The organism is Pseudomonas sp. NPDC087342, assembly GCF_044744265.1.
GTDB lineage: Bacteria > Pseudomonadota > Gammaproteobacteria > Pseudomonadales > Pseudomonadaceae > Aquipseudomonas > Aquipseudomonas nunensis.
In genome coordinates this window covers 1694220-1719798 of the sequence record NZ_JBIUXZ010000001.1, presented here as the reverse complement: position 1 = coordinate 1719798, position 25579 = coordinate 1694220, and the positions used below count along the sequence as shown (strand labels likewise).

The window sequence follows — 25579 nt, the reverse complement described above, 5'->3', positions numbered from 1 at the left end:
GTTATGTCAGGCGAACTGGATGGGACCTTACTTAAAGTCTTTGTCGCGATTATCGAATGCCACGGATTTTCCGCGGCCGCCGAACGCCTGCATAAAACCCAATCGACCATCAGTCAAAGTTTGCAGCGGCTGGAAGAAATCGTCGGTACGCCGCTGGTGCAACGCACCAGTCGTTCGGTGAGCCTGACCCCCGGCGGCGAAACCTTTCTGATCTACGCCCGGCAGATCCTCAAGCTGCACGCCGATGCGATCAACGCCGTGCAGCAGCCCGACGAGCACGTGTGCATTCACGTCGGCGTGCCCGAGGATTACGCCCAGTTCTGCCTGGCCGGGGTGCTACGCGACTTTCAGGCGCAGTTTCCACAGGTGCGGCCGGACATTTGTTGCGAGATGTCGACCGCGCTGGTCGGCCGTTTGCAGCGCGGCGAACTGGATCTGGTGCTGGGTGTGCAGCACGCCAATCTGCAGCCGGGGGAATACCTGTGCGACGAGCCGCTGGCGTGGGTGGCGGCTGAAGGGTGGTGCGCTGGCGAGGGCGAGTCGGTGCCGTTGGCGGTGTACGCCGAGGGCTGCGCCTTCCGGGCCAACGCGGTGCGGGCGCTGGCCGAGGCCGGGCGGCCGTGGCATGTGGTTTACACCAGCCAGAGCCCGCGGGGCATCGGGATCGCCATCGAGCAGGGCCAGTCTGTGGGCGTTACGGCGCGACGCCTGGTGCCGCCGGGTTGGCAGGTACTGGATGACGCGCAGGGCTTCCCGCCGATCGACCCGGCGCAGTTGATGTTCTGGCGTTCCGCTCAGTCTCAGGCGCCGGCGGTCGAGGCGCTGGTGGAGATTTTCAGCCGCGAGTTGAGCCGTTCAGAGTGGCTGGCCGAGCGCGGGCTCGCGGGATTGGCGACGGGCCATCAACCCCAGCAATAACAGGCTGGCCGCCACCCAGCAGGCGATCCAGCCGTGCACCAGGGCGAACTGCCCGGTGGCTTGCAGCAGCCAGCCGCACAGCCAATTGGCGGTGGCGCTGCCCAGGCCATAACCGACCATGCTCAGGCTCACCACTTGCAGACTCTGCACCGGATTCAAGCGTGCGCTGAGGTAGGCGGCCATCAAACCCCAGGCCGGGAAATAGAACAGCGCGAACAAACCGGCCGCCAGCCAGGTCAGGCCCAGGCTCGGCTGCCAGAGCAGGGCCAGCATCGCCAGGCCGAACGCGCCGATGCTCAATGCCATGACCCGCAACGCGCCCCAGCGATCCGCCAATGCACCCAGGAGCAAACCACCGACAACGCCGCCGATGCCAATCAGCGTCCACAGTGAACCGGTGATTTGCGCGGTGGCGCCCAGGCGTTCGCTGGCGAAAGCTGAGAGGAAGTTGAGGAACGGTCCGCTGATCCCGCCGATAAAAGCACTGAGTAGCAGAATATGCAGCGCCACCGGGTGCTCCAGGCACAGGTGCAGCCATTGCCGAAGGACCCGGCGCAATGAAGGCGGGCTGCCGGGCTTGAGGTCTTGCTGTTTAGCGAGCGGGGCGAGGGCCCAGAAGGTCAGTGTGGTGACGATCAACGTCAGCGCGGCGCAGATCAGCCAGAAGTGCGTCAACGAGATACCGTGCAGCAAAGCGATCAACACGCCGTTGAGGCAAATTGCAAACGCCGCCCCGGAAGACGCCAGCCCCAGAACGCGGCTGCGATGGGAGGCCGGGATCACCTCGCTGGCCAGCGCCGCGATCGCGTTCCAGTTCGACACCGCACACGCCGAAACCAGTGCCAGGCACAGCGCAAACGGCAGCACCCATGGCGTGGCGACGGCCAGGGCCAGCAGCGCCGGGCTCAAGGCCATCGTCAGGCGCACCATGTTGCGCGGGCTGATCCACGCCGCCGCGATGCCGCTGGCAATCGACGCGCCCATATAAAACAGCTGCAATAGCGCCGCGATAAACGCAGCCTGGCTGTAGCTCAGTTCGAACGCCTGGCGGATTTCGGGTAATAACGCCGAATACAGGAAAATGCTGAAACCGTGGGTGGTGGCGTTACAGGCCGTGAAGATGAGCGCCAATAGGCCAATACTTCTGGCGGGTGAATTAACAGTGGGTGACATATATTCCGCTCGGATTAATTGCAACAGGATGGGGCGAAGTTGAACGTTTCGCCCTATGTAAGTGCGGCGGTGTATTGCTGTGTTTAATTAAAAGCAGACTAGCGTTTATATAAAGAAAACAGCCAGTGCTTAATAGTCATGAGTGTGCGGCGAAATACTCATGCTATTTATGCGTGAGCGACAATGACAGGGCCAAAACCGACCCCCATCCCTGTAGGAGCGAGGCTTGCCCGCGAAAGCGTCATCACATTCAACCCAGATGTTGGCAGGCCAGCCGCCTTCGCGGGCAAGCCTCGCTCCTACAGGGTGTGGTGATGCTGTCCAAATCACCCCGCACAACACAAAAATGCATGTTACTCAGGAAATTTCCCCCAAGCCGTGGGATGCTTGGCACTCGTCAGCCCTTGCGCGAGTCCTCTTCATGAAACGCAAAATGCCCGCGCTCAATGCGCTCAAAGCCTTCGAAGTGGCCGGCAGCACCGGCAGCTTTACCCGGGCGGCTGAGTTGCTCAATGTCACCCAGAGCGCGGTCAGTCGGCAGGTCCGTCAGTTGGAAGAACAGCTGGGCGAAAACCTGCTGGAACGACGGCATCATCACCTCGAACTGACCAGTGCTGGCCGGGTGTTGCTGCGGGCGTTGCACCAGTCTTTCGACAAGATCGAGCTGACGGTGCGCAGCATCCAGCAGAAATCCCACGCCAATCGTCTGCACATCAACGCGCCGCCGACCTTCACCAGCCGCTGGCTGATGCCGCGCCTGGGACGCCTGCGCGAGAAGCACCCGGAACTGGAGTTGAGCATTACCACCCGTCTGCAAGACAGCCTGGCGGAAACCAGCACCCTGGACTGTGCGATCCGTTTTGGCGATGGCGAATGGGATGGGCTGGACAGCTCGCTGCTGATTCAGGAACGGCACATCGCGGTGTGCGCGCCGTCACTGTATTCACGGGAGTGGAGCGAGGGTGGCATCGACCTCAATCGCCTGACGTTGCTGCACGTACTGGCTCGGGAAGACCAGCGCTACCTGACCTGGAAACACTGGCTGGATGCGGCGAAAATCAGCGGCGTCGACACCCAGGGCGGTTATGAATTCGACCTGCTGGACCTGGCGATCCGCGCGGCGACTGACGGTTTGGGCATCACCATCGCCGACTGGCACATGGTCGCCCCGGAACTGGCCAGCGGGCAGTTGACCCAGGTGCTGAACGTGCACGTGGAAGGGCATCAATCCTACTGGCTGGTGACCCGGCCGGAGCAGACCCTGAATCCGCAATTGCAGGTGTTCAGCCAGTGGTTGCAGGAAGAAATCTGGTTGGCGCAACGCCAACTCGAACCGTCCACCGCCGCCAACTAGACATCCACACCCCCTGTAGGAGCGAGGCTTGCCCGCGAAGACGTCGTGTCAGTCAACATCGATGTTGAATGTTCTGACGCCTTCGCGGGCAAGCCTCGCTCCTACAAGGAAATGAGTAACCTGCATTTTTTGAATGTTACCCCGCTCAATAAATCGTTTGTTCAACCCGCCCCGGATGCCAAGACTGCGGGAACTGGATAAAAACAACGATGGGCGATGCACATGCGACTCGAGCGAAACTTTGTAAACGGTCACTTCATTGAGCCTGCCAGCGAAGCGCTGATTGCAGTCTACAACCCGGCGACCGAAGCCTTGGTCGGCCACGTCTCAGCGGCCACCGGTGCTGAAGCCACCGCTGCCGTAGACGCCGCAGCCGCTGCCCAAAAGCTCTGGGGCAAACTCACCAGCATCGAACGCGCCGAGCACCTGCGCGCATTCGCCGACGCCCTGGACGCCTGCGCCGAGAATATCGGTGCAGCCCTGGCTGCCGAATCCGGCAAGAGTGTCAGCGACGCCAGCAACGAAGCCCGCTACGCCGCGCAGATCACCCGTTACCACGCCGAGTGGGCGCGGCGGATCGAAGGCGAGATCATTCCCAGCGACAGTCCCAACGAAAACCTGTTTCTGCACCGCGAACCCATCGGCGTGGTCGCTTGCCTGATTCCGTTCAACTACCCGGTCTACACCTTGCTGCGCAAAATCGCCCCGGCGTTGATTGCCGGCAATACCGTGGTGGTGCGCCCGAGCAACAACACCCCGACCTCGGCGTTTGAAATCGCCAAGGCTGTGCAGCAATCCGGTTTGCCGGCCGGGGTGGTGAATATCCTGACCATGGACCACGCCACCGCCGCCGCCGTTTGCAGCCACAAAGCCGTCGGTCTGATTACCCTGACCGGCAGCGTCAACGCCGGGCGCATCGTGCTCGATTACTGCAAGGCCAACATTGCCAAGCCATCGCTTGAACTGGGCGGCAAAACCCCGGCGATCATCGAAGCTGACGCCGACCTTGAAGCCGCCGCCAGCGCCATCGTCGCGTCCAAGACCACCCACTGCGGCCAGTTGTGCACGGCAGTGGAGCGGGTCTACGTGCAGGAAAGCGTCTACGACCAGTTCCTTGCACTGCTCAAAGCCAAGATCAGTGCCGTGCAGTTCGGCGACCGCGCCACCGACGCCAGCCTGATGGGCCCGTTGGTCAACGCCAGTTCGCGGCAGAACATCCACGCCATGGTCGAGCGCGCCATCGCCGACGGTGCTGTACTGGAAACAGGCGGTTTTATCCCGCAAGGCCACGGTCATTTCTACCCGCCGACCTTGCTGAGCAACTGCCGCCAGGACATGGAAATCATCCAGGAAGAAATCTTCGGCCCGGTGCTGCCGGTGCTCAAGTACCGCGACATCGACGAAGCGCTGGCCATGGCCAACGATCATCAGTTCGGCCTGTCCTCGGTGCTGTACACCGAGAACTACCGCACCACGATGAAAGTCGCCAACGCTATCGAGGCCGGCGAGTTGTACGTCAATCGCACCCCGGCCGACCCGTACCAGGGCTTCCACGCCGGTTGGAAACGTTCCGGCCTGGGCGGTGATGACGGCAAGCACGGCATGCTTGAGTTCACCCAGACCCGATTGGTCGTTATGAACTATTGATCCACGTGCAGCACCCTCTCGCTTATGTGGGAGCGGGCTTGCTCGCGAAGGTGGTGTGTCAGTCGATACATCAATGGCCTGATCCACCGCTTTCGCGAGCAAGCCCGCTCCCACAAAGGCCTGAGTACACCTGAGATATATAAAAACAATTATCAGAGCGCCCAGACCACTGGGCGCCAGAGGTCTACTCGATGTCCAAGCCTGCAACCACTGTTGCCGCTGTTCAGGATTCGAACGCGGGTTCAAAAAGCCACAGTGACAAGGGAAGTCGCTACATCCAATTGATGCTGCTGGTACTGGCCGCCGGTGCGATCTACCCGATCCTGTACCTGCGCCAGGTCTACCAGACCACCATGCTCGAAGTGTTCCAGATCAACCACAGCGAGCTGGGTTATCTGTACTCGATGCTGGGGACGATTTTCCTGCTCAGCTACTTGCCGAGCGGTTGGCTGGCGGACCGGATTGCCCCGCGTTTCCTGATCTTTTTCTCGCTGGTGGCCACTGGCGCCTTGGGCCTGTGGTACTCCACCGCGCCGTCGATGACCGGTTTGATGATCATCTTCGGTTGCTGGGGCCTGACTACCGGCCTGACGTTCTGGGCCTCGGTACTCAAGCGCGTGAAGATGATCGCCCATCACACGGAACAGGGCCGGTTCTTCGGCATCCTCGATGGCGGTCGCGGGCTGGTGGAAGCGTTGCTAGCCACGGTCGCGCTAGGGCTGTTTGCCTTCGCCACCGAAACCCGTGGCGAGTCCGCCGCTGAAGGTTTCAAGCACGTGGTTTACCTCTACGCCTTCACCTGTATCGCCATCGGCTGTGTGCTGGTGCTGATCAAGGACCCGAAGTCGATGGACGACACCGGGGCGGTGGAGAAGGGCAAGTACAACCTGCTCAGCGACCTGGCGACGTTGGTGAAAATCCCTGAACTGTGGCTGGTCACCGCCATCGTGTTCTGCGGTTACCACATCTTCTGGGCCACCTACAGTTTCTCGGATTATCTGCAGGGCGGCGGGATGACTGCGGTCATGGCCGGCACCATCACCACCATCAAGCTGTGGATGCGCCCGATTGGCGGCATCGGCGGCGGCTGGCTCGGTGACAAGTTCTCGAATATCTCGGTGCTGATCGTGGCGCTGTTCCTCGCGACGTTGGCGATGGTCGGCCTGATCGTGTTCCCGGCGCTCAACAGCATGGGCTTGCTGATCGGCACGGTGATCTTCATCGGCCTGATGACCTACGCGATTCGCGGTCTGTACTGGGCGATCCTCGACACCTGCAACATTCCGCTGCGCATCACCGGCCTGGCCATCGGCATTGTCTCGGTGGTCGGTTACCTGCCGGACGCCTTTATTCCCTTGATCAACGGCTACCTCACCGAGCATTTCCCCGGTGCCTTTGGTTACAAACTGTATTTCGGCTACATCGCCTTCGTCGGCCTGCTCGGGACCCTTGCGGCCCTGACCTTGCGCGCCCGAATCAATCGTCAATCTTCGAAAAAAACAGGTGCCTGAGATGAAAATCGTCGCCCTTGAAACCCATATCGTCGCCGTACCGCCACCGCACATCGGCGGCATGTATTGGCTGTTCGTCAAGCTCAAGACCGATTGCGGCATCGAAGGCGTGGGCGAGATCTACGCCGCGACCTTCGGCCCCAAAGCCATGCTGCCGATCATCGAAGACGTGTTCGAACGCTACCTGCTCAACCACGACCCGCATCACATCGAGCGCTTTTTTCGCCAGGCCTATTCGAGTGGTTTCACCCAGCGTCCGGACCTGACCATGATGGGCGTGGTCAGCGGCCTGGAGATGGCCTGCTGGGACATCATCGGCAAAGCGGCGAACAAACCGGTCTACGAATTGCTCGGCGGCAAGGTCAACGAACGCCTGCGTTCCTACACCTACCTGTACCCGGTCAACAGTAAAGGCGAGTACGACTACGACGACCCGGACCTGGCCGCCGAATGCGCCATCGCCAACATGAATAAAGGCTTCACCGCCGTGAAGTTCGACCCGGCCGGGCCGTACACCGCGTACTCCGGGCACCAGATCTCGCTGGAAGTGCTGGAACGCTGCGAAACCTTCTGCCGCAAGATCCGCGAAGCGGTGGGCGACAAGTGCGACCTGCTGTTCGGCACCCACGGGCAAATGGTCCCGTCCTCGGCGATTCGCCTGGCCAAGCGCCTGGAGAAATACGACCCGCTGTGGTTCGAAGAACCGGTGCCGCCGGGCCAGGAAGAGGCCATGGCGCAAGTCGCGGCCAAGACGTCGATCCCGATTGCTACCGGCGAACGGCTGACCACCAAGTACGAATTCTTCAAGCTGTTGCAGGCCGGCGGCGCGTCGATTTTGCAGATGAACGTCGCTCGCTGCGGCGGTCTGCTGGAAGCCAAGAAAATTGCGAGCATGGCCGAGGCCTATTACGCGCAAATCGCGCCGCATCTCTACAACGGGCCGATTGGCGCGGCGGCGAGTTTCCAGTTGGCGACCTGCACACCGAACTTCCTGATTCAGGAAAGCATCATGACCTGGGGTGGTTTCCACGCCGAAGTGCTGACCAAACCGCTGCAATGGGAGGACGGCTACATCATCCCGTCCACCGAGCCGGGTCTTGGGGTTGAGCTGAACATGGACGTGGTGCGTCGGCATTCGCCGTACACCGGCGAGCGTTTGCACCTGCAAATGGCGCCGACCCCGGCTGACGTCAAAGACACATCGCCGGCCAGGGGCTGACGGAAATGGCACATCCCCTGTAGGAGCGAAGCTTGCTCGCGAAAGCGGTGGGTCAGCCACTATCAATGATGACTGACACGACGCCTTCGCGAGCAAGCTTCGCTCCTACACAGGTTTTGCGCATGACGGTTTTATTTGGACAACGACTTACATGACATACGACTACATCATCGCTGGCGCAGGCGCCGCCGGCTGCATCCTCGCCAATCGCCTCACGGCCTCGGGCAAGTACACGGTGCTGCTGCTGGAAGCGGGCGGCAAGGACAGCTCGCTGTGGTTCAAGATCCCGGTCGGCTTCGCGAAAATGTATTACAACCCGACCTTCAACTGGATGTACTACAGCCAGCCGCAAAAGCAACTCAACAACCGCGAAATCTACGCCCCGCGCGGCAAGGTGCAGGGCGGTTCCGGCTCGATCAACGCGATGGTCTACGTCCGTGGCCAGGCCCATGACTTCGACGACTGGGCGGCCAACGGCAACGACGGCTGGGGCTACAAGGACGTGCTGCCGTACTTCCGCAAACTGGAAAACCACCCGCTGGGCGACAGCGAATACCACGGCGGCAGCGGCCCGATCAGCATCACCCCGATGAAGGGCCAGACCCATCCAATCTGCGACGTTTTCCTCAAGGGCTGCGACGAACTCGGTTACCCGCATAGCGACGACTTCAACGGCCCGAAATTCGAAGGCTCGGGCATCTACGACGTCAACACCAAGGATGGCCAGCGTTGCTCCAGCAGCTTCGCGCACCTGCACCCGGCGCTCAGCCGACCGAACCTGACGGTCGAGCACTACGCCCTGGTGGATCGGGTTTTGTTTGATAACGAGCGGGCGACCGGGATTTCCGTGACCCAGCACGGCGTGGTCCGCACCTTCACTGCGCGCAAGGAAGTGATCCTCTGTGCCGGGGCCGTGGACACGCCGAAGATCCTGCAATTGTCCGGCGTCGCTGATCAGGCTCTGCTGGCCAAACATCAAATCCCGCTGGTCAAGCACCTGCCGGCGGTGGGGCAGAATCTGCAGGATCACCTGTGCGCCAGCTATTACTACAAGGCCAACATCCCGACCCTCAACGATCAGCTCAGTTCGCTGTTTGGCCAGTTTAAGCTCGGGCTCAAATACCTGCTGACCCGCAAGGGCGCGCTGGCGATGAGCGTCAACCAGGCCGGTGGCTTCTTCCGGGGTGATGACACCCAGGCCAATCCGAATCTGCAACTGTATTTCAACCCGCTGTCGTACCAGATTCCGAAAAACAACAAGGCCAGCCTCAAGCCCGAGCCATATTCAGGCTTCCTGCTGTGCTTTAACCCGTGCCGGCCCACCAGTCGCGGGCATATCGAGATCGCCTCGAAAAATCCACGGGACGCGGCGCTGATTGATCCCAACTACCTGAGCACGCAGAAGGACATCGACGAGGTGATCCAGGGCAGTCGACTGATGCGCAAGATCATGCAGGCGCCGGCGCTCAAGGGCATCACCGTCGCCGAGGTGTTGCCGGGACCAGTGGTCGAAAGTGACGAACAGATGTTGCAGTACTTTCGCGAAAACAGCGGTTCGATTTATCACCTGTGCGGTTCCTGCGCGATGGGCGCGGATGACCAGCAGTCGGTGGTCGACAAACGGTTGAAGGTTCACGGAATTGACGGATTGCGCATTGTCGATGCATCGATTTTTCCCAACGTGACCAGCGGCAATACCCACGCCGCCGTGCTGATGGTGGCGGAGAAGGGCGCCGATCTGATCCTGCAGGACGCCTGATTTCAACTTGGCTTGTATCAAAAATGAATTTCCGCTCAGTCCGCCGCTCATACCTGATAGGTGGCAGATTTGAGCTGCGAAATCATTTATGCAATCAGGGAGTGGTCAGGTCATGAATCCAATAACAATGGCGGGCGAGTCGTTACCTGGCGGCTTGATACTGGTGGTGGAGGACGACCCGCTGATTCTGGAGTTTCTCTGCGAAATTCTTCAGGAAGAAGGTTTTGTCGTGGAGCCGCAAATCAGCGCGGATGCGGCGACGCTGTACCTGGAAGAACACGCGGGTAAGGTCATGCTGTTACTGACGGACATCACGATGCCCGGCAAGCGCAACGGCGCGGACCTGGCCAATGAGTTCGGTGATCGCTGGCCGGAAAAACCGATCATGATCATGTCCGGCTTCGAAACCCCGGAAAGCGCCGGGGTGCGGCATTCGGTTTCGTTCATCAAGAAACCGTGGGCATTGGGGCAATTACTCGATTGCGTGGAGGGGGCTCTGAAGACACATCGTCCTCTGTAGGAGCAGCCTTCGGCAGCTGCTACGTCGATTGTGATCGATTGTCGGTGGTACATTGCTCGACACACCTGCCTGGCCCCTTGCGATAGGAAGCTGTCTTTTGCCTGCTCAAAAATCCGTTTTCAACACGTCATACCGCGCCTTTCTGTTCGACATGGACGGCACCGTCCTCAACTCCATCGCCGCCGCCGAGCGAATCTGGACGGCGTGGGCGTTGCGCCATGGCATCGATGTCGCGAAATTCCTGCCGACGATTCACGGCGCGCGCGCCATCGACACCATCAACCGCCAAGGCTTGCCGGGGCTGGATGCCGAGGCTGAGGCCGCGTTTATTACCGAGGCGGAAATCGAGGACGTGGAAGGGATTGTCGAGGTGGTTGGCGCGGCTGCGTTTCTGAAGACGTTGCCTGCTGATCAGTGGGCGATTGTCACGTCAGCACCGCGGGCCTTGGCGTTGCGCAGGATGGCGGCGGCGGGGATTCCCGAGCCTGCGGTGATGGTCACGGCCGAGGACGTGAAAGCGGGCAAGCCGGATCCGGCCGGTTATCGATTGGCGGCCCAGCGGTTAGGCGTTGAAGTGACGGAGTGCCTGATTTTTGAAGACGCCACCGTGGGGATTCAGGCGGCTGAAGCGGCGGAGGCTGATTTGCTGGTGATTACGTCGACGCATGATCATCCGATCCAGACGCCGCATGACACGATGGCTGATTACGCATCAGCCGAAGTTCGCACCGATGCCGATGGCCGAATCCGCGTGCATTCTTCCTGACCAACCCATTCCCCTGTGGGAGCGGGCTTGCTCGCGAAGGCGTCGTGTCAGTCACCATTGATAGAGGCTGACCCACCGCTTTCGCGAGCAAGCCCGCTCCCACAGTGATCGAGGTGTGTCAGTAGATGCCTGGGAGCAACCGCCAGGTCCTGCCACAATAATCCTCATACTCCCGCCCAAACTGCGCCCGCAGCAGCGCCTCTTCGGAGTGAATCCGCGCGATCAACGGAATCAACGTCAACGCCGCGAGAATCAACCCCACCACCGAACGAAACGCCAACGCCCAACCAATGCCAATGACCATCAGCCCCAGGTAACTGGGATTGCGCAAGGTGCGGTAAATCCCGTCGGTGACCAGCGTATGCCCCGGCTGAATCGCCACCAATCCGCTGAAACGCTTGCCCAGCACAAACACCGGCCACAAGCGCAATGCACCGCCGACAATGAACAGCAGCGCACCCAGCCAACGCACGCCCTCGCCACCGAAGGTCCAGAAATCGATGCGGTCGGTGTACGCCGGCAAATACCCGCTGAGCAACCCGATAATCCCGAACACCGGCAGCACCCAGCGATTGGCCCGGTCTTCCCGTTCGCCGGAACTCAGGTTGACCTCGGTGAACAGCGAAGCAATCGCCATCACCACAGTCGCCAACGCCACCACCACCAGCGAACCGTGGGAAAAGAACGTCGCAAACCCACCCAATCCCCACACCGCGAGGCCGAGGTAGGCGAGGGTGGACACGACGGCGAAAAATGCCAGTTTGGGCGAGATGTTCATGGCTAGCTCCACAGGCTACATAAGACAAGTGTAGATAGCGTCTGGGGCGGGGGGATTGATGAGGGGCTCTTGTGGCGAGGGAGCTTGCTCCCGCTTGAGTGCGTAGCGCTCACAAGATTTTAAGGGCCGCTGCGCAGCCCAGCGGGAGCAAGCTCCCTCGCCACAGGTTTGGTGTCGGGCTTCAGATCACCAGCAGCAGGGTCATGCGGATCTGGCGTTGCGCCGAATCACTTGCGGCGGCTGCCCGTATGCCCTGAGGAACGCTTCGCGCATCCTTCGCCGATCACTGAAACCGCTTTCCTCGGCAATCTGATCCAGGGTCAATCGACCGCGTTCCAGCAGCTGCCGCGCCGCTTCCAGGCGCAGGTTCTCGATGGCCTTGGCCGGCGATTGCCCGGTTTCGGCGCGGAACGCCCGGCTGAACTGCCTTGGACTGAGCCGCGCGACGTCCGCCAGTTGCTCCACCGACAACGCCGAGGCCAGGTTTTCCCGGGCATAACCGAGCACGGTCTGGATACGGTCGGATTTTGGCTCCAGTTCCAGCAATGCCGAGTGCTGCGACTGGCCACCTGCGCGGCGGTGGTACATCACCAGTTTCTGCGCCACGGCCCGGGCCAGTTCGGCGCCGTGGTCCTTTTCGACCATGGCCAGCGCCAGGTCGATACCGGCAGTCATGCCTGCCGAAGTCCAGATCGAACCGTCGATCACGAAGATCCGGTCTTCCTCGACCTTGATCGTCGGAAACCGCGCTTGCAACTCCCGCGCGTACGCCCAATGGGTGGTGGCGCGGCGTCCCTCAAGCAACCCGGCCTGAGCCAGCACGAATGCCCCGGAACAAATCGACGCCGTGCGCCGCGCGGTTTTTACGCTGTCACGCACATAACTCAGCACCGCCTCGGGCGCCTGCTCAAGAATCGCGTCGCCACCGACCACAATCACCGTGTCGAACACCCGTTGATCAAACGCCTCAGTGCCGACGCTCAAGCCGCCGGAAGCGCGCAATGTGCGGCCATCTTCGGACAATACGCTGACTTCATACAGGGTCTCGCCGGCGCTGAAATTGGCGTACTCGAACACCGGCATGGCTGCCAGCGCCATGGACTGGAAACCCTCGAACACCACAAACGCCACGGAAGTCATTTTTGTGTCCTCAAAAGGTCATGTCCCGAAAACGTACTTTAAACGTCATTTGAGACTCGTGTCAGTCGCTTTATAACTGTTCACACCCGGCGAGCTTATCGCCCTCACTGTGAAGGAAACGCGACATGGCACTTTCATCCAAAGGCACCGCCCTGATCACTGGCGCATCTTCCGGCATCGGCGCGGTCTACGCCGACCGTCTCGCCCGGCAAGGCTACGACCTGATCCTGGTCGCCCGCAGCCAAAGTAAATTAAACGCCCTGGCCAACCACTTGAGCAACGAAACCGGGCGCGCCGTGGAAGTGGTCGCCGCCGACCTGAAAGACAAGGCCGACCTGCTACGGGTCGAAAACATCCTGCGCACTGACGCCAGTATTACCTTGCTGGTCAACAACGCCGGGGTCGGCGGGGTCATGCCGTTGCTCGGCAGCCCGGTGGACGAGATGGAAGACATGATCACCCTCAACGTCACCGCGCTGATGCGTTTGGCCTACGCCGTGGTGCCGGGTTTCGTCGCCCGTGGCGCGGGGACCGTGATCAACATTTCCTCGATCGTCGCCATCGGCCCGGAAATCCTCAACGGCGTGTACGGCGGGACCAAGGCCTTTGTGCTTGGCTTGAGTCAGTCGATGCATCATGAACTGGCCGATAAAGGCGTTCGCATCCAGGCCGTGTTACCCGGCGCCACCGCCACCGACTTCTGGAGCGAGGCCGGCAACCCGGTGGAAAACCTGCCGCAAGAGATCGTGATGTCGGCCCAGGACATGGTCGATGCTGCACTGGCCGGGCTGGCCCAGGGCGAAGTGGTGACGATTCCGAGCCTGCATGAAGGCGACAAGTGGGACGCTTACGAGGCTCAACGCCGGGCGCTGTCGGGGCTGTTCGGGCACTCCACGGCGGCACCGCGTTATCGTTGAAAAGGTCGGGCAGGGGCAGGGGTGAACTAAGCTTGGATAAGGCCCATTCACCTTTTCATCCTGGGCTCGTTGAAGGATTTCGACGGGCTCTGGGTGTCGCCAGGAGCCCTCGATGCTGCACATCCGAACACCGCTGATTCTGCACCCGACCCTGTCCACGCCAACCCGGCGCATCTGGCTCAAGCTGGAAAACCTGCAACCCAGCGGTTCGTTCAAACTGCGCGGCATGGGGCTTTTGTGCAGCCAGGCTGCGGCCCAGGGCAAACGCAAAGTGGTGTGTCCGTCCGGTGGCAATGCCGGGTTTGCTACCGCTGTGGCCGCTGCTCGTCTGGGTCTGAAAGCCTGCATCGTCGTGCCCAACACCACCCCTGAAAGCACCCGCTTGCGGATCAGCAAGACTGGGGCCGAGGTGCTGGTCCACGGCAAAATCTGGGACGAAGCCAATCAACGGGCCAAGGAATTGGCGCGGGGCGCGAACACTGAATACGTGCCGGCGTTCGATCATCCTGTTCTCTGGGAAGGCCACAGCACGATGATTGATGAAATTCTTCAGGATTGCCCCGAGGTCGATGTGGTGGTGACATCGGTCGGCGGCGGTGGTTTGCTGGCGGGGATCCTCACTGGATTGATCCGCCACAAACGCATGGATTGCCGGATCGTCGCCTGCGAGACCGAAGGCGCGGCGTCGTTTGCCGCCGCCGTCGAAGCCGGGCGCCCGGTGCGGCTGGCGCGGATCAGCACGGTGGCCACCTCCCTCGGCGCGGCCCAAGTGGCGGCGTGGCCGGTGGAGCATATTCGCGACTTCCCCCACGAATGCGTAGTGCTCAGCGACGATGAGGCAATCATGGGCGTAGTCCGTTACGCCAGCGACTTGCGCCAGTTGGTTGAACCGGCATGCGGCGTGTCACTGGCGGTGGCGTACCTCGATCACCCAGCGATTGCCGAGGCCCATGACGTGGTAATCATCGTGTGCGGCGGGGTCAGCATCACCGCACAATTGGTGGCGGGGTGGGCGCGTACATCGGGCGCTGCGGAAAAAAGGCCGAACTGAGCAAGCCTGCTCCCACATAAATGACTGGCGAACACAAATTTTGCATCCACCAAAGCCCCCCCCTGTGGGAGCGAGCTTGCTCGCGATGGCGGTGGGTCAGCTACATTGATTTTGGATGTGCGGACGCTATCGCGAGCAAGCTCGCTCCCACAGGGGATTAAGGCTGATCACAAGTCCTGCATCCACTCGAGATTTAATGTGGGAGCGAGCCTGCTCGCGAAGGCGGTGTGTCAGGCGATATGGGGGCTGAATGTGATGGCCTCTTCGCGGGCAAGCCTCGCTCCTACAGGGGGGGTGGGTTGTTCACAGATATCTGGTTCAACCCATATCAATTGTAGGAGCGAGGCTTGCCCGCGAAAGCGGTGTAACTGTCAGCGAAGATGCTGGATGTGCCGACGCCTTCGCAAGCAAGCTTCGCTCCTACAGCAGTGGGATGCTGTAGCTCACGATCAGCCGGTTCTGGTCCTGGTTGCGGGACGCTTCGCTGTTCGACTTGCCGTTACGCCAGCCAAACCCGACGCCTTTCAGCGCGCCTGATTGCAGGACGTAATCCAGGCTGATATCCCGCTCCCATTCCTTTTGGTTGTCGCCAGAAACCGTCTTGATGTTGTCCCCGCTCAGGTACATGACCGACGCTTTCAACCCCGGCACCCCCAGCGCCGCAAAGTCATACGCATACTGTCCGAACGACGTGCGCTCACCCGCGCGGGTAAACGTCTGGATCAGGCGATCGGTATACAAATAAAGACTGACCCCGGCAGCACCTTTGTCCGGCAAGGAGCCTTGATTCAGCTGAGTAAAACCACTGCCGCTCGACACGCTTTGATAACCGGCAGTAACCGCATGGCCACCGAGGCTGTAGATCAGCGCCGCGCTCCAGGTTTTGTTGTCGATCTCGCCATCACCGCCCTCGGTGTAGCCACTGATCTTGTAGCCCGACGTGCCCGAACTGTTGGCCCCGGACGAATCGGTCTTGAAGTAGCGCAAGTCAGTTTTCAGGGACTGACCTTCCGAAATCGCCAAGGTGTGGATCAGGCCGAAAAACTGCTGGGTGTAGTAGTTGTCGAGGTTGGCGTAGTAGTACTGCGCAGTCAGGTCCTTGGTGACTTTCCAGTCGCCGCCGGCAAAGTCGAACGCATTGCTCTCCCGCGTACCGCCAGTGGCCGCCAGCCCGGTCTGGTCGCTTGAACCCCGGCCTGTCGCGTGCTCGATTCGACCACCGGTGAACATCAGGTCCTTGAACTCCCCCGAAGTGATCTGCCCACCTTCAAAGGTCTGCGGCAGCAGGCGCCCGTCGTTGGACACCAGGATCGGCAGCTTCGGCATCAACGTGCCCAGGCGCAGTTCGGTTTTCGACACCTTGACCTTGCCGGTCAATCCCAGCCGGCTCCACTGATCGACCGCACTGTTATCGGTGTCCGAAGGAATCATCGAGCTGCCCACATGCCGGCCCTTGCCGCTGTCCAGCGTAACGCCCATCAAACCCAGCGCATCAACCCCAAAACCCACCACGCCATCGGTGTAGCCGGACTTGTAATCCAGCATGAAACCCTGCGCCCACTCTTCGGTTTTCGAAGGGGTGGCAGTGCCGTCGCGGTTGTCATTATTGAAGTAGAAATTGCGCAGGCCCAGGGTGGCTTTGCTATCGCTCAGGAAGTCCGCGTTTGCTTGGGTGCTCAATGCAATGGCGCCCAACGCGAGGGTTACAACCGTGCTTTTGTTGCTCATCTAAATCGCCCCTATTTTTTTGTAATTCGAATTCAGGAGGGTGGCTCCCGCAGTTGCGGGAGCCTGGAACTTGCGTCAGATACCCAGGACGTTGGCGCCAATGCACGGATCAATCCCGCGCTCCAGGCGACGCTGGTGCACGATCACGGTGATTTCCATCGAACCGGTGGTCACGTCGAAATCGAGGATGTGGCCGCCATAGGCCTGGAAGGTCGCGTCGCCGGCGACACCGTGCATATGGATCGAAGGCTGGTCGTGCTTCCAGGCCACGGAGCCGGTGATGCTGGCCATCTCGACGTTGCTGAAGACCTTGGCGTCGAAGTCTTTTTTATCCTTGTTCCAGAAGCCGAACTTCACATTGCCGAAGCCGATACCGCTGATGGAAGCGCTCGGGATCTTCTCGGCGATGGCCAGTTTGGTCAGCTCCTTGAAGGCGTTGTCGCCCATGCGCAGCACCATGAGGTAACCGGTGGGAGTCTTGGTGTAGCGCGGTGTGGTTTCAGTTGCACATTGCATGGGCGCTGCCGTCGCGGTGGGTGCGGTTTCTGCCACCGCGAGTTGAGAAACGCTTGCATTGATCAGCACGGCTGCGGTGAGCGCCAACATCAATCTGGACAAGCGCAGTGTCGGGTGAAGTTGAACTTTCATCGGTGTTCCTCTGTTGTTGTTTTTATGGCTACAGCGGTTTTTGGGACGAGCGTGTCCGACGCCTGTTTTTCAACAGGCGCGGGAGTTGCTCTGGTTTGTTAGTGGTTACTAGGTCTGAATTGCTTACAGCGCCGCGCGGGTGCTGACCCCGTCAACCAGTCGGGCAATGCCCAGCGGGTTGGCGTTTTTCAATGCCTCGGGCAACAAACTGTCCGGGCAATTCTGGTAGCACACCGGCCGCAGGAATCGATCGATCGCCAGCGTGCCGACCGACGTGCCGCGCGCATCCGACGTCGCCGGATACGGCCCGCCGTGCACCATCGCATCGCTGACTTCCACGCCAGTCGGATAACCGTTGAACAGCACGCGCCCGACTTTCTGCTCCAGCAGGGCCAGCACTTCGGCCAGAGTGTCGAGTTCCGAATCCTCGACAATCAGGGTCGCGGTCAATTGACCGCGTAAACCGTGAAGCGCCCGGAGCAACTCGGCGTGATCGGCGACTTCGACCACGATGGTGGTAGGGCCGAAGACCTCTTCTTGCAGCAACTCATCACCGTTAATCAACAAGCTGACATCAGCCTTGAACAACTGCGGTCGCGCCTGATTGCCCTGTTGTGCGTCGCCGGCCAGGTGGGTGATGCCGGCGTGTGCGTGGAGGTTGTCCAAGCCGTGGCAATAGCTTTTCAACGCGCCAGTATTGAGCATCGTCTGCGGGTTTTGCTCGCCCATCAGCGCGCCAAAACGTTCGAGGAACGCACTGAACTCCGGCGAGCGAATGCCCAGCACCAAACCGGGATTGGTGCAGAACTGGCCGGCGCCCAACACCACGGAAGCCGCCAGTTCGCTGGCGATTTTTTCACCCCGAGCCTTGAGCGCTGCGGGCATCAGCAACACCGGGTTGATGCTGCTCATTTCGGCAAATACCGGGATCGGTTGCGGCCGCGCCGCCGCCATGTCACACAGGGCCCGACCACCGCGCAACGAGCCGGTAAAGCCTACGGCTTGAATCGCCGGGTGCTTGACCAATGCCTCACCGACGCTGCCGTAGAGCAGGCTGAACACGCCCTCGGGCATACCGGTTTTACGCGCGGCACGGGTGATCGCATCGGCCACGTAATCGGCAGTCGCCATGTGCCCGCTGTGGGCCTTGAAGACTACCGGGCAACCGGCGGCGAGGGCGGAAGCGGTGTCACCGCCAGCCGTGGAAAAGGCTAGCGGGAAGTTGCTGGCGCCGAACACCGCGACCGGGCCGAGGCCGGTGCGGTACTGGCGCAGATCCGGGCGCGGCAGCGGTTGGCGGTCCGGCAGGGTGCGGTCGATGCGCGCACCGTAGAAATCGCCCCGGCGCAGCATTGTGGCGAACAGGCGCATCTGGCCGCTGGTGCGCGCCCGTTCACCTTGAATGCGCCCGGCGGGCAGGGCGGTTTCGCGGCAGACCAAAGCGATGAAGGTATCGTCCAGCGCTTCCAGTTCGGTGGCGATGGCATCGAGGAATTCGCCACGTCGGGCGGCAGAAAGATTGCGGAATATCGGGTACGCCGTGGCCGCTGCTTCGGCAGCGGCGTTCACTTCCTCCACGGTCGCCTGATGGAACCGATACGGCAGCGCTTCGCCGGTATTGGCGTCGTGGCTTTGCACGGTATTCGAACCGCGTGCCGAGCGAGCGCCGGCGATGTAGTTGTGGCCTGAAACTTCAAACATGGGAACTCCTTAAGGGCTGTTCAGATAGGGATCAAGTGAGCCGATAAATGCGTCGGGCGTTATCGTGAAACAGGGCGAGCCGATCAGCGCGGGAGCGATCCCCGACGATAGTTTTGAAACCGTCGAACACTTCGCTCAGGCTGTTCACCACGCCATCGACCGGGTAGTTGCTGGCAAACGCGCAGCGACTGACACCAACAATCGAAATCGCGTCATTCACCACCACGCGGTTGGCCTCGATGGGCCATGCCTGGCCGGGGATGCAAATACCGGAAATCTTCAGGGCGATGTTTGGCTCGCGGGCCAGCAGCGCCAGGTTGTCGCGCCAACCAGCCAAACCTTCTGCCGAGCGATCCGCCGGCAGCGCCGTGTGATTGACCACGATGGTCACGTCGGGAAAGTCCCTGGCTAGCTCCGCCGCTTCAGGCAAATGCCACCACGGCGCCTGCAACTCGAAGTGCAGGCCGTATTCGGCCAGTCGGGCATAACCTTCGCGCCAACGGGGATCACGCATGGAGCCCGGCGCCACGAAATCTTCGCGCCAGTCTTCACGGGTGGTGACCGTGGGTTTGTGGCGCACGCCGCGTACCAGTGGGTGTTTGCCGTACTCACGCAAGAGGCTCGGTGCATCCTCGCGATCCAGCCAGGCCTGCCCGACCATGGTTGCCAGGGTCGGCTCGTCTTGCGCCAAAGACTCGATAAAACTCACTTCATCGGCCGGAGTTGCGGGGTCCCATTCACCTTCGATCACTACCGTTTGCACGATGCGATGCTGGCCGGTCAGCCGACGATAATCCTGGGGCAAAAAGGTGCGGCAGATCGACGAGTAATCGCCATAGCGAAACGGTCGCAAGGGGCGGTCGTTGAGCCACGGGTAGTAATGGACATCGATATCGAAGTAATGCTGATGGGCGTCGACGATCGGCAGGTCCGCGTCGTCGCCACTGGCCAGAAAGCGTGCGCGCCAGTCATCCATGTTGTGGCTCCAGGCGATAGAACCGTTGAGCATTGCCGGCGAACACCGCTTCCTGCACGGCACGCCCCAGTGGTGCGAGCATCGCTGCCATGCCATCGGCAATCGTGTCGTAGGATGCGCGCAACCCGGCGACCGGGAAATTGCTCGCGAACATGCAGCGCTCGGGGCCGAATATCTCCAGCGCCGTGATCACCACCACGCGATTGTCCTGATAGTTCCAGGGTGAATCCTTCAGGCCGAACTCCGACAGCTTGATATGCACGTTGGGCTGCATCGCCAACGCTTCCAGCCCCTCGCGCCAGCGCGCCATGCCCGAGGGGCTGCGATCCCAGGCGAAACCGGTGTGGTTCAGGGCGATCTGGATCTGCGGAAACATCGCCGCCACTTCGGCGGCTTCCGCCAGATGCCAAGGCGGCACGCGCAAATCCCAGGACAAACCGTGTTCAGCCAGCCGTGCAAAACCTTCCAGCCATTTCGGGTCCTGCATGGTGCCGCGAGCGCCGGCAATCGAGACATCCGGCGACGCCGAGGTCACCGGTTTGGAACGAATCCCCCGCACCAGTGGCCGCGCAGCCTGGGCCGCAAGAATCTCGGCGCTGTCTTCGCGATCGAACCAGGCGTGGGCGACGATGGCATTCGGGAAGCCGTAGCGCGCGTTGACCTGTTCCAGCCACAGGGTTTCGGCGACTTGCTCATTTCGCGCCCGCTCGGCCTCGACGTGTACGGTGCCGATCAGCCGTTGCTTTTTGGTCAGGGCGAGGAAGTCTTCCGGCAAGAAATCACGGCACAGGCTGTGATAGTCGCCGAGAAAAAACCCCTCGTGATACTCGTCCTGCAACCACGGATAACGACCGTTACCGAGGTCCCACAAGTGATGGTGAGCATCGACAATCGGCAGCGCATCCTCGGCGGCAAGGTTCGGCAAGCCATTGCGTTCGTGCAGCGTGATCATGGGGGCGTCCCTTGGTTTAGCGCGAGGCGAATTGGGAAGGGCTGAGCACGCCGTCTTCGACTTCACCGGCGGCAGCGGCTTCGGCCTTGGCCTGGACCCGGCTGCGCAATTTGGCGACGTTGACCAGCACGCGGGTATGCGCGGCGGTGGCCACCAACTCGACGTCGTCGCGTACTTCGACATTGAAGGTGACGCTACGGCCCTCGATCCGCGTGACGGTTGCAACAATGCTCACCGCCATGCCCAGCAGCGTGGCGCCGACGTGGCGAATATCGACGGCTGCGCCGACAGTGTTTTCGCCTTCACCCAGGAACGTCAGCAGGTAGTCGAGGCAGGTCTGTTCGATGTCATCGACCAGGCGCGGTGTGGCGTAGATGCGCAAGTCCTCGCCCAAGAATGAAATGGTGCGTTCCCGATCGACGATCAGTTTGCGTTCGGTGGCGGTGCCGGCTTCCAGCGTGGAGAAATTCATGAGAAACCTCGGGATATCAAAGAATGAGTCAGGCGTTAGGCAGGAAACCGATGGAAATCCATGGCACGGCGATCAACACGCCCAAGGCCACCACGAGTGCGCCAAGGTACGGCCAGACCCGACGCATGGCGCCGCTGGGGTCGACCTTGGCGATGGCGCACGCAGCGTAAAAACCCACGCCAAACGGTGGCGCGAACAGGCCCAGGCCCATGGCGAAGATCGCGACCATGGCGTAATGCACATCGTTGATGCCCATGGTCTTGGCAATCGGAAACAGCAGGGGCCCGAACAGCACGATGGCCGGGATGCCTTCGAGGAAACTGCCGAGCAGGATGAACGCCACCGCAGAGATGATCAGGAAGCCCATCGCGCCGCCCGGCACCGTCGACATCACCAGCGCCAGTTGATGGGAGAAACCGGACTGGGTCAGGGCCCAGGCCATGGCCGTGGCGCTGCCGATGATGATCAGAATCGCGCCGGACAATGCGGCGGTGCTGACCAGGATCGGATACAGGCGGCGCCAGTCAAAGCAGCGATAGCAGAGCAAACCGACGATAAAGGTGTAGGCCACGCCGATGGCGGCGACTTCAGTGGCGGTGGCGACCCCTTCGACCACTGCGGTGCGGATCACGAAGGGCAGGGCCAGCGCTGGCAATGCCAGCAGCAGTGAGTGGCCGATTTCCTTGCCTGTGGCGCGTTTGCCGGTAGAGGCTTCGCCTTTGCGGTTCTTCCACCAGATCACCACTGCCATGGCGATTGCGCCCACGACTGCAGGCATGAAGCCACCGGTGAACAGCGCGGAAATCGACACGCCCGTCACCGAACCGATCGTGATCAGCACCAGGCTTGGCGGAATGGTTTCCGACATCGCCCCGGAGGCATTGAGCATCGCCACCAGTTCGTTTTCATCCTCGCCGCGTTTCTTCATTTCCGGAAACAGCGCCGGCGCGATGGCGGCCATGTCGGCGGCTTTGGAGCCGGAAATACCCGAGATCAGGTAAATGGCGCCGATCAGCACATACGACAGACCGCCGCGCACATGGCCGATCAACGAACAGAGGAAACGGATCATCGCGCGGGCCATGCCCATGGCTTCGATCAAGGCACCGAGGAACACGAACAACGGGATGGCCAGCAGGATCAGGCTCGCCATGCCTTCATCCATACGCCCGACCACCAGGGTCAGGGGCGTGCTGGTCATGGTCGACAGGTACGCCACCGTGGCCAGGCCGAACGCGACCATGATCGGCACGCCGATGACGATCATCGCCATCACGCCGATCATGAAGAACACGACCAGGTTCCAGTTGCCCATCAGCAACAGCGGGCCTTCCGCGACCCACAACAGCGCCGCGAGGGAGCCGAGCATTGCCACCGACACCGAGAAGTCGATCAGCCGCGCGCTGGTCAGCAGACGCGCGACGCAGGTCATCAGCATCAGGCTCAGGCCGACCGCGATGGCGGACACGCGAAAGGCGTTGGGGATTTCCAGGGCGGCGGTGGTGATGATCCACTCGTCGCTGACGTACTCCCAGGCCGGGGTGAACAGCAGCCCGATAAAGGTGATGACGATCACCGCGCCCAGAGTATCGACGAAGGCGCGTTTTTCCGCAGGCAAGCGCCCGATAAACGAGGTCAGGCGCATGTGTTCACCGCGCCGCATCGCCACCACCGAACCGAGCATCGCCAGCCAGAGGAACAGCAGCGAGGCCAGTTCATCGCCCCACACAATCGGCTGATTCAGCACGTAGCGCGAGAACACATTGCAGAACAGCAGGGTGACTTCGATCACCACCAGCAACGCCGCGCTGCCTTCGGTCAACCAGCGCAACCCGGTATCGAGGGCGCGGCCGAGACGGAAAGTGGTCTGGCGTGGGCTGAGTCCTTCAGCGGGAGAAACATCCGTCATTGGTATGTCGTTTTTCATGACCTGGTCTCCGGCTTAGGACAATTGACCCGCGTACTGCTCGAGCAAGCTCCAGGCTTCCGGGCCGTACTTGTCTTTCCATTGGGTGTAGAAGCCTTTCGATTGCAGGTCGGCGCGGAACAATGCGCGGTCGACTTTGTTGAAGGTGATGCCGTGGGCGGTCAGGGACGGCTCCAGGCTGGTGTTGAGGTCGATGACTTGTTGACGCTGAACGAGTGCCGCAGCGTTGATCTGCCGGGAGACGATTTCCTGCACGTCGGCGGGCAGTTTGGGGAAGGTCTTGCCCGAAGCAACGATCCAGAAACCGCCCCAGATGTGGTCGGTCATGGAGCAGTATTTCTGCACTTCATAGAAGCGCGCGGATTCGACCACCACCAACGGGTTTTCCTGGCCGTCGACGACTTTGGTCTGCAGCGCAGAGTAGGTTTCGTTGATGCTGATGCCGGTCGGCGAGGCGCCGAGGGCGCTGAACATGGAGGTCCATAATGGGCTGACCAGCACGCGCAATTTGAAACCGGCGAGGTCTTGCGGGGTGTTGATCGGCCGGGTCGAACTGGTGATCTGGCGGAAGCCGTTGTTCCAGACTTTTTCCATCGGGATCAGGCCGACTTTCTCGGTCTTGGCGCGCACGTACTCGCCGAGCTTGCCGTCCAGTGCTGCCCAGACACTCTCGTAGTCCTTGAACGCGAACGGCATGCTTTCGATCGACATGGCCGGCACCAGGGTCGAGAGAATCGCGCCTGGCAACGGAATGAAATCGATGGCCCCGGCGCGCACCTGGGACAGCATGTCGGTGTCGCCGCCCATGGCGCCGTTGGCGTACACCTGCAAGTCCACGGCGCCGTTGGTTTCAGCCTTGATCGCTTCGGACGCGGCCTTCATCTGTTTGTTCAGCGGATGGGTGTCGGGCAGGCTGCTGGTGTAGCGCAACACAATCGGCTTGGTCGCGGCGAAGACGCTGGACGGCAGCAGGTTGGCGGCAAAGGCGCCACCGACGGTGACGCCGGCAGATACCAGGAATGATCGGCGGCTGACAGTCTCGGTCAAGATACGGCTCATGATGTTCACCTTATTGTTTTTGTAGTTGTTCAGTTCGTTAAGCGAGCACGGTTCCTTGTGGGAGCGAGCCTGCTCGCGAAAGCGGTGGGTCAGTCAACACAGATGTCGAGGCTGACGGCCCCTTCGCGAGCAGGCTCGCTCCCACAGGGGTTATGGGTTATGCCAATGCCACCACGGCTTTGCTTTTAATCAGTTCGTCGATTTCATCGTCCGCATACCCGCTTTCCTTCAGCACTTCGCGGGTGTGCTCGCCCAGCAGCGGCGCGTGACGGCTGGCCGGCGGGGCGCCGTTGTCCATGTCGGAGAAGTGAATCGGCAGGCCCATGCCGCGCACTCGGCCTTCGGTGGGGTGTTCGGTTTCAACGACCATGCCGCGAGCGATGGTTTGTGGATGCGCCAGCGCGGCGGCGATGTCCAGGACCGGCCCGGCAGGCAGGCCGAGGCTGTCGAACAACACCATCCATTCATCCGTGGTGCGCGCGACCAGCACTTCGTTGAGGATTTCTACCAGGGCCAGGCGATGCTCCATGCGCAACGCATTGCTGGCGAAACGCGGATCAGCCTTGAGTTGCGGCACGGCCAGGGCTTCGACCAGACGTTCGTAGTTGGCCTGGTTGGCCGCGCCAATGTTGATCCAGCCATCGGCGGTGCGGAACACCTGGTACGGCGCGCTGGTGGAGTTGGCCGAACCCATTTTTGGCAGGATGGTGCCATCGGCGAAATACGCCGCTGCTGGCCAGTACATCTGTTGCAGGCCGGCCTCGAACAGCGAGGTGTCGACCATTTGCCCGAGGCCGGTTTTCTGCTTGGCGGCGTAGGCGGCGCAGATGCCGAGGGCGGCGAGGATGCCGGAGTTGATGTCGGCCACCGGCGAGCCGGCCTTGACCGGTTCACGCCCGGCTTCACCGGTCATGCTCATCATGCCGCTCATGCCTTGGGCGATCAGGTCGAAACCACCTTTTTCGCCGAATGGCCCGCTGCGCCCGTAGCCGGAAATCGCGCAGTAGATCAGCCCTGGATTGATGACTTTCAGCGCTTCGTAGCCCAGGCCGAATTTCTCCATGGTGCCGGCCCGGTAGTTTTCCGTGACCACATCGGCGTCCAGCAACAGCCGGCGCAACACGTCGCGGCCGCCCTCGGTTTTCAGGTTCAGACCAATGCCGCGCTTGTTGCGGTTGACCACCATGAACGAGGCGGACTCACCGCTTTGCATGATCGGCGAGAAGCGGCGCGAATCATCACCGTCCGGGACTTTCTCGACCTTCACCACGTCGGCGCCCATGTCGGCCAGCATCATTCCGCACACCGGCCCGGACATGATGTGAGCCAGTTCTACTACGCGCATGCCTGTCAGCGGTCCCAT

Annotated in this window: 22 protein-coding genes; 10 read left to right on the top strand and 12 right to left on the bottom strand. The window is 61.2% G+C overall.

Translation table 11 applies throughout. The features are described from left to right. Nucleotides 1-3 precede the first annotated feature (3 nt). Nucleotides 4-918, top strand: a complete 915-nt coding sequence (locus ACIOYV_RS07745) for a LysR family transcriptional regulator (protein WP_401322427.1) — start codon at nt 4-6, stop codon at nt 916-918. Here the strand turns inward: ACIOYV_RS07745 and ACIOYV_RS07740 are convergent. Further along, nucleotides 856-2091: an MFS transporter gene (locus tag ACIOYV_RS07740; RefSeq protein ID WP_401322425.1), complete on the bottom strand. Its 1236-nt coding sequence runs from the start codon at nt 2089-2091 to the stop codon at nt 856-858. The two genes, ACIOYV_RS07745 and ACIOYV_RS07740, sit on opposite strands and share 63 nt — an antisense overlap. A gap of 421 nt (nt 2092-2512) precedes the next feature. Between ACIOYV_RS07740 and ACIOYV_RS07735 the strand changes: the two genes are divergently transcribed. The 7 genes from ACIOYV_RS07735 to ACIOYV_RS07705 all read left to right on the top strand — a co-directional run bounded on the left by ACIOYV_RS07735 (nt 2513) and on the right by ACIOYV_RS07705 (nt 10867). Further along, nucleotides 2513-3445 carry a LysR substrate-binding domain-containing protein gene (locus ACIOYV_RS07735; protein WP_290029010.1) on the top strand — a complete coding sequence of 311 codons (933 nt, stop codon included), beginning with the start codon at nt 2513-2515 and terminating at the stop codon, nt 3443-3445. Between the two features lie 222 nt (nt 3446-3667). Next, the gene (gene aldA, locus ACIOYV_RS07730; protein ID WP_401322640.1) at nt 3668-5092 is read left to right on the top strand and encodes an aldehyde dehydrogenase; all 1425 of its coding nucleotides are present in this window, start codon (nt 3668-3670) and stop codon (nt 5090-5092) included. 191 nt (nt 5093-5283) lie between these two features. Next, a complete protein-coding gene (locus tag ACIOYV_RS07725) occupies nt 5284-6603 on the top strand; it encodes a nitrate/nitrite transporter (protein ID WP_401322421.1) in 1320 nt (439 codons plus the stop codon). Nucleotide 6604: 1 nt separating this feature from the next. After that, on the top strand, nt 6605-7822 hold the full coding sequence (locus ACIOYV_RS07720; protein ID WP_401322419.1) for a mandelate racemase/muconate lactonizing enzyme family protein: 1218 nt from the start codon (nt 6605-6607) through the stop codon (nt 7820-7822). A 151-nt stretch (nt 7823-7973) separates the two neighbouring features. After that, complete coding sequence (locus ACIOYV_RS07715) at nt 7974-9581, top strand: GMC family oxidoreductase (RefSeq protein ID WP_401322416.1); 1608 nt, start codon at nt 7974-7976, stop codon at nt 9579-9581. A gap of 112 nt (nt 9582-9693) precedes the next feature. After that, nucleotides 9694-10101, top strand: coding sequence for a response regulator (locus tag ACIOYV_RS07710; RefSeq protein WP_054052744.1), 408 nt, complete (start codon nt 9694-9696; stop codon nt 10099-10101). Nucleotides 10102-10198: 97 nt separating this feature from the next. Continuing rightward, nucleotides 10199-10867: an HAD-IA family hydrolase gene (locus ACIOYV_RS07705; protein ID WP_401322413.1), complete on the top strand. Its 669-nt coding sequence runs from the start codon at nt 10199-10201 to the stop codon at nt 10865-10867. A 118-nt stretch (nt 10868-10985) separates the two neighbouring features. Here ACIOYV_RS07705 and ACIOYV_RS07700 read toward each other — a convergent pair whose 3' ends face one another. Then, nucleotides 10986-11645 (bottom strand): methyltransferase family protein, encoded by a 660-nt coding sequence (locus tag ACIOYV_RS07700; RefSeq protein WP_401322410.1) that lies wholly within the window; start codon nt 11643-11645, stop codon nt 10986-10988. 201 nt (nt 11646-11846) lie between these two features. Then, a complete protein-coding gene (locus ACIOYV_RS07695; RefSeq protein WP_401322407.1) occupies nt 11847-12785 on the bottom strand; it encodes a GlxA family transcriptional regulator in 939 nt (312 codons plus the stop codon). 125 nt (nt 12786-12910) lie between these two features. On the opposite strand from ACIOYV_RS07695, the gene ACIOYV_RS07690 reads away from it, so the two are divergent. Both ACIOYV_RS07690 and ACIOYV_RS07685 read left to right on the top strand, forming a co-directional pair. Beyond that, nucleotides 12911-13702, top strand: coding sequence for an SDR family oxidoreductase (locus ACIOYV_RS07690; RefSeq protein ID WP_054615218.1), 792 nt, complete (start codon nt 12911-12913; stop codon nt 13700-13702). Between the two features lie 112 nt (nt 13703-13814). Further along, nucleotides 13815-14753 (top strand): pyridoxal-phosphate dependent enzyme, encoded by a 939-nt coding sequence (locus tag ACIOYV_RS07685; protein WP_401322403.1) that lies wholly within the window; start codon nt 13815-13817, stop codon nt 14751-14753. 420 nt (nt 14754-15173) lie between these two features. Here ACIOYV_RS07685 and ACIOYV_RS07680 read toward each other — a convergent pair whose 3' ends face one another. From ACIOYV_RS07680 to ACIOYV_RS07640, 9 genes are all read right to left on the bottom strand, one after another. Beyond that, entirely contained in the window at nt 15174-16481 is a 1308-nt protein-coding gene (locus tag ACIOYV_RS07680) for an OprD family porin (protein WP_401322400.1), read from the bottom strand. Between the two features lie 75 nt (nt 16482-16556). Further along, nucleotides 16557-17129 (bottom strand): PPC domain-containing DNA-binding protein, encoded by a 573-nt coding sequence (locus ACIOYV_RS07675; protein ID WP_401322397.1) that lies wholly within the window; start codon nt 17127-17129, stop codon nt 16557-16559. A 123-nt stretch (nt 17130-17252) separates the two neighbouring features. Continuing rightward, on the bottom strand, nt 17253-18830 hold the full coding sequence (locus tag ACIOYV_RS07670; protein WP_401322395.1) for an aldehyde dehydrogenase (NADP(+)): 1578 nt from the start codon (nt 18828-18830) through the stop codon (nt 17253-17255). 31 nt (nt 18831-18861) lie between these two features. Next, complete coding sequence (locus ACIOYV_RS07665; RefSeq protein WP_401322393.1) at nt 18862-19806, bottom strand: amidohydrolase family protein; 945 nt, start codon at nt 19804-19806, stop codon at nt 18862-18864. Continuing rightward, the gene (locus ACIOYV_RS07660) at nt 19799-20758 is read right to left on the bottom strand and encodes an amidohydrolase family protein (protein ID WP_401322390.1); all 960 of its coding nucleotides are present in this window, start codon (nt 20756-20758) and stop codon (nt 19799-19801) included. Before ACIOYV_RS07660 ends, ACIOYV_RS07665 begins: the two co-directional genes overlap by 8 nt. A gap of 16 nt (nt 20759-20774) precedes the next feature. After that, nucleotides 20775-21230: a thioesterase family protein gene (locus tag ACIOYV_RS07655; RefSeq protein ID WP_401322388.1), complete on the bottom strand. Its 456-nt coding sequence runs from the start codon at nt 21228-21230 to the stop codon at nt 20775-20777. 28 nt (nt 21231-21258) lie between these two features. Continuing rightward, nucleotides 21259-23157, bottom strand: coding sequence for a TRAP transporter large permease subunit (locus ACIOYV_RS07650; protein WP_401322386.1), 1899 nt, complete (start codon nt 23155-23157; stop codon nt 21259-21261). 15 nt (nt 23158-23172) lie between these two features. Beyond that, nucleotides 23173-24216, bottom strand: coding sequence for a TRAP transporter substrate-binding protein (locus ACIOYV_RS07645; protein ID WP_401322383.1), 1044 nt, complete (start codon nt 24214-24216; stop codon nt 23173-23175). Between the two features lie 157 nt (nt 24217-24373). Next, nucleotides 24374-25579 (bottom strand): CaiB/BaiF CoA transferase family protein, encoded by a 1206-nt coding sequence (locus ACIOYV_RS07640; RefSeq protein ID WP_401322380.1) that lies wholly within the window; start codon nt 25577-25579, stop codon nt 24374-24376.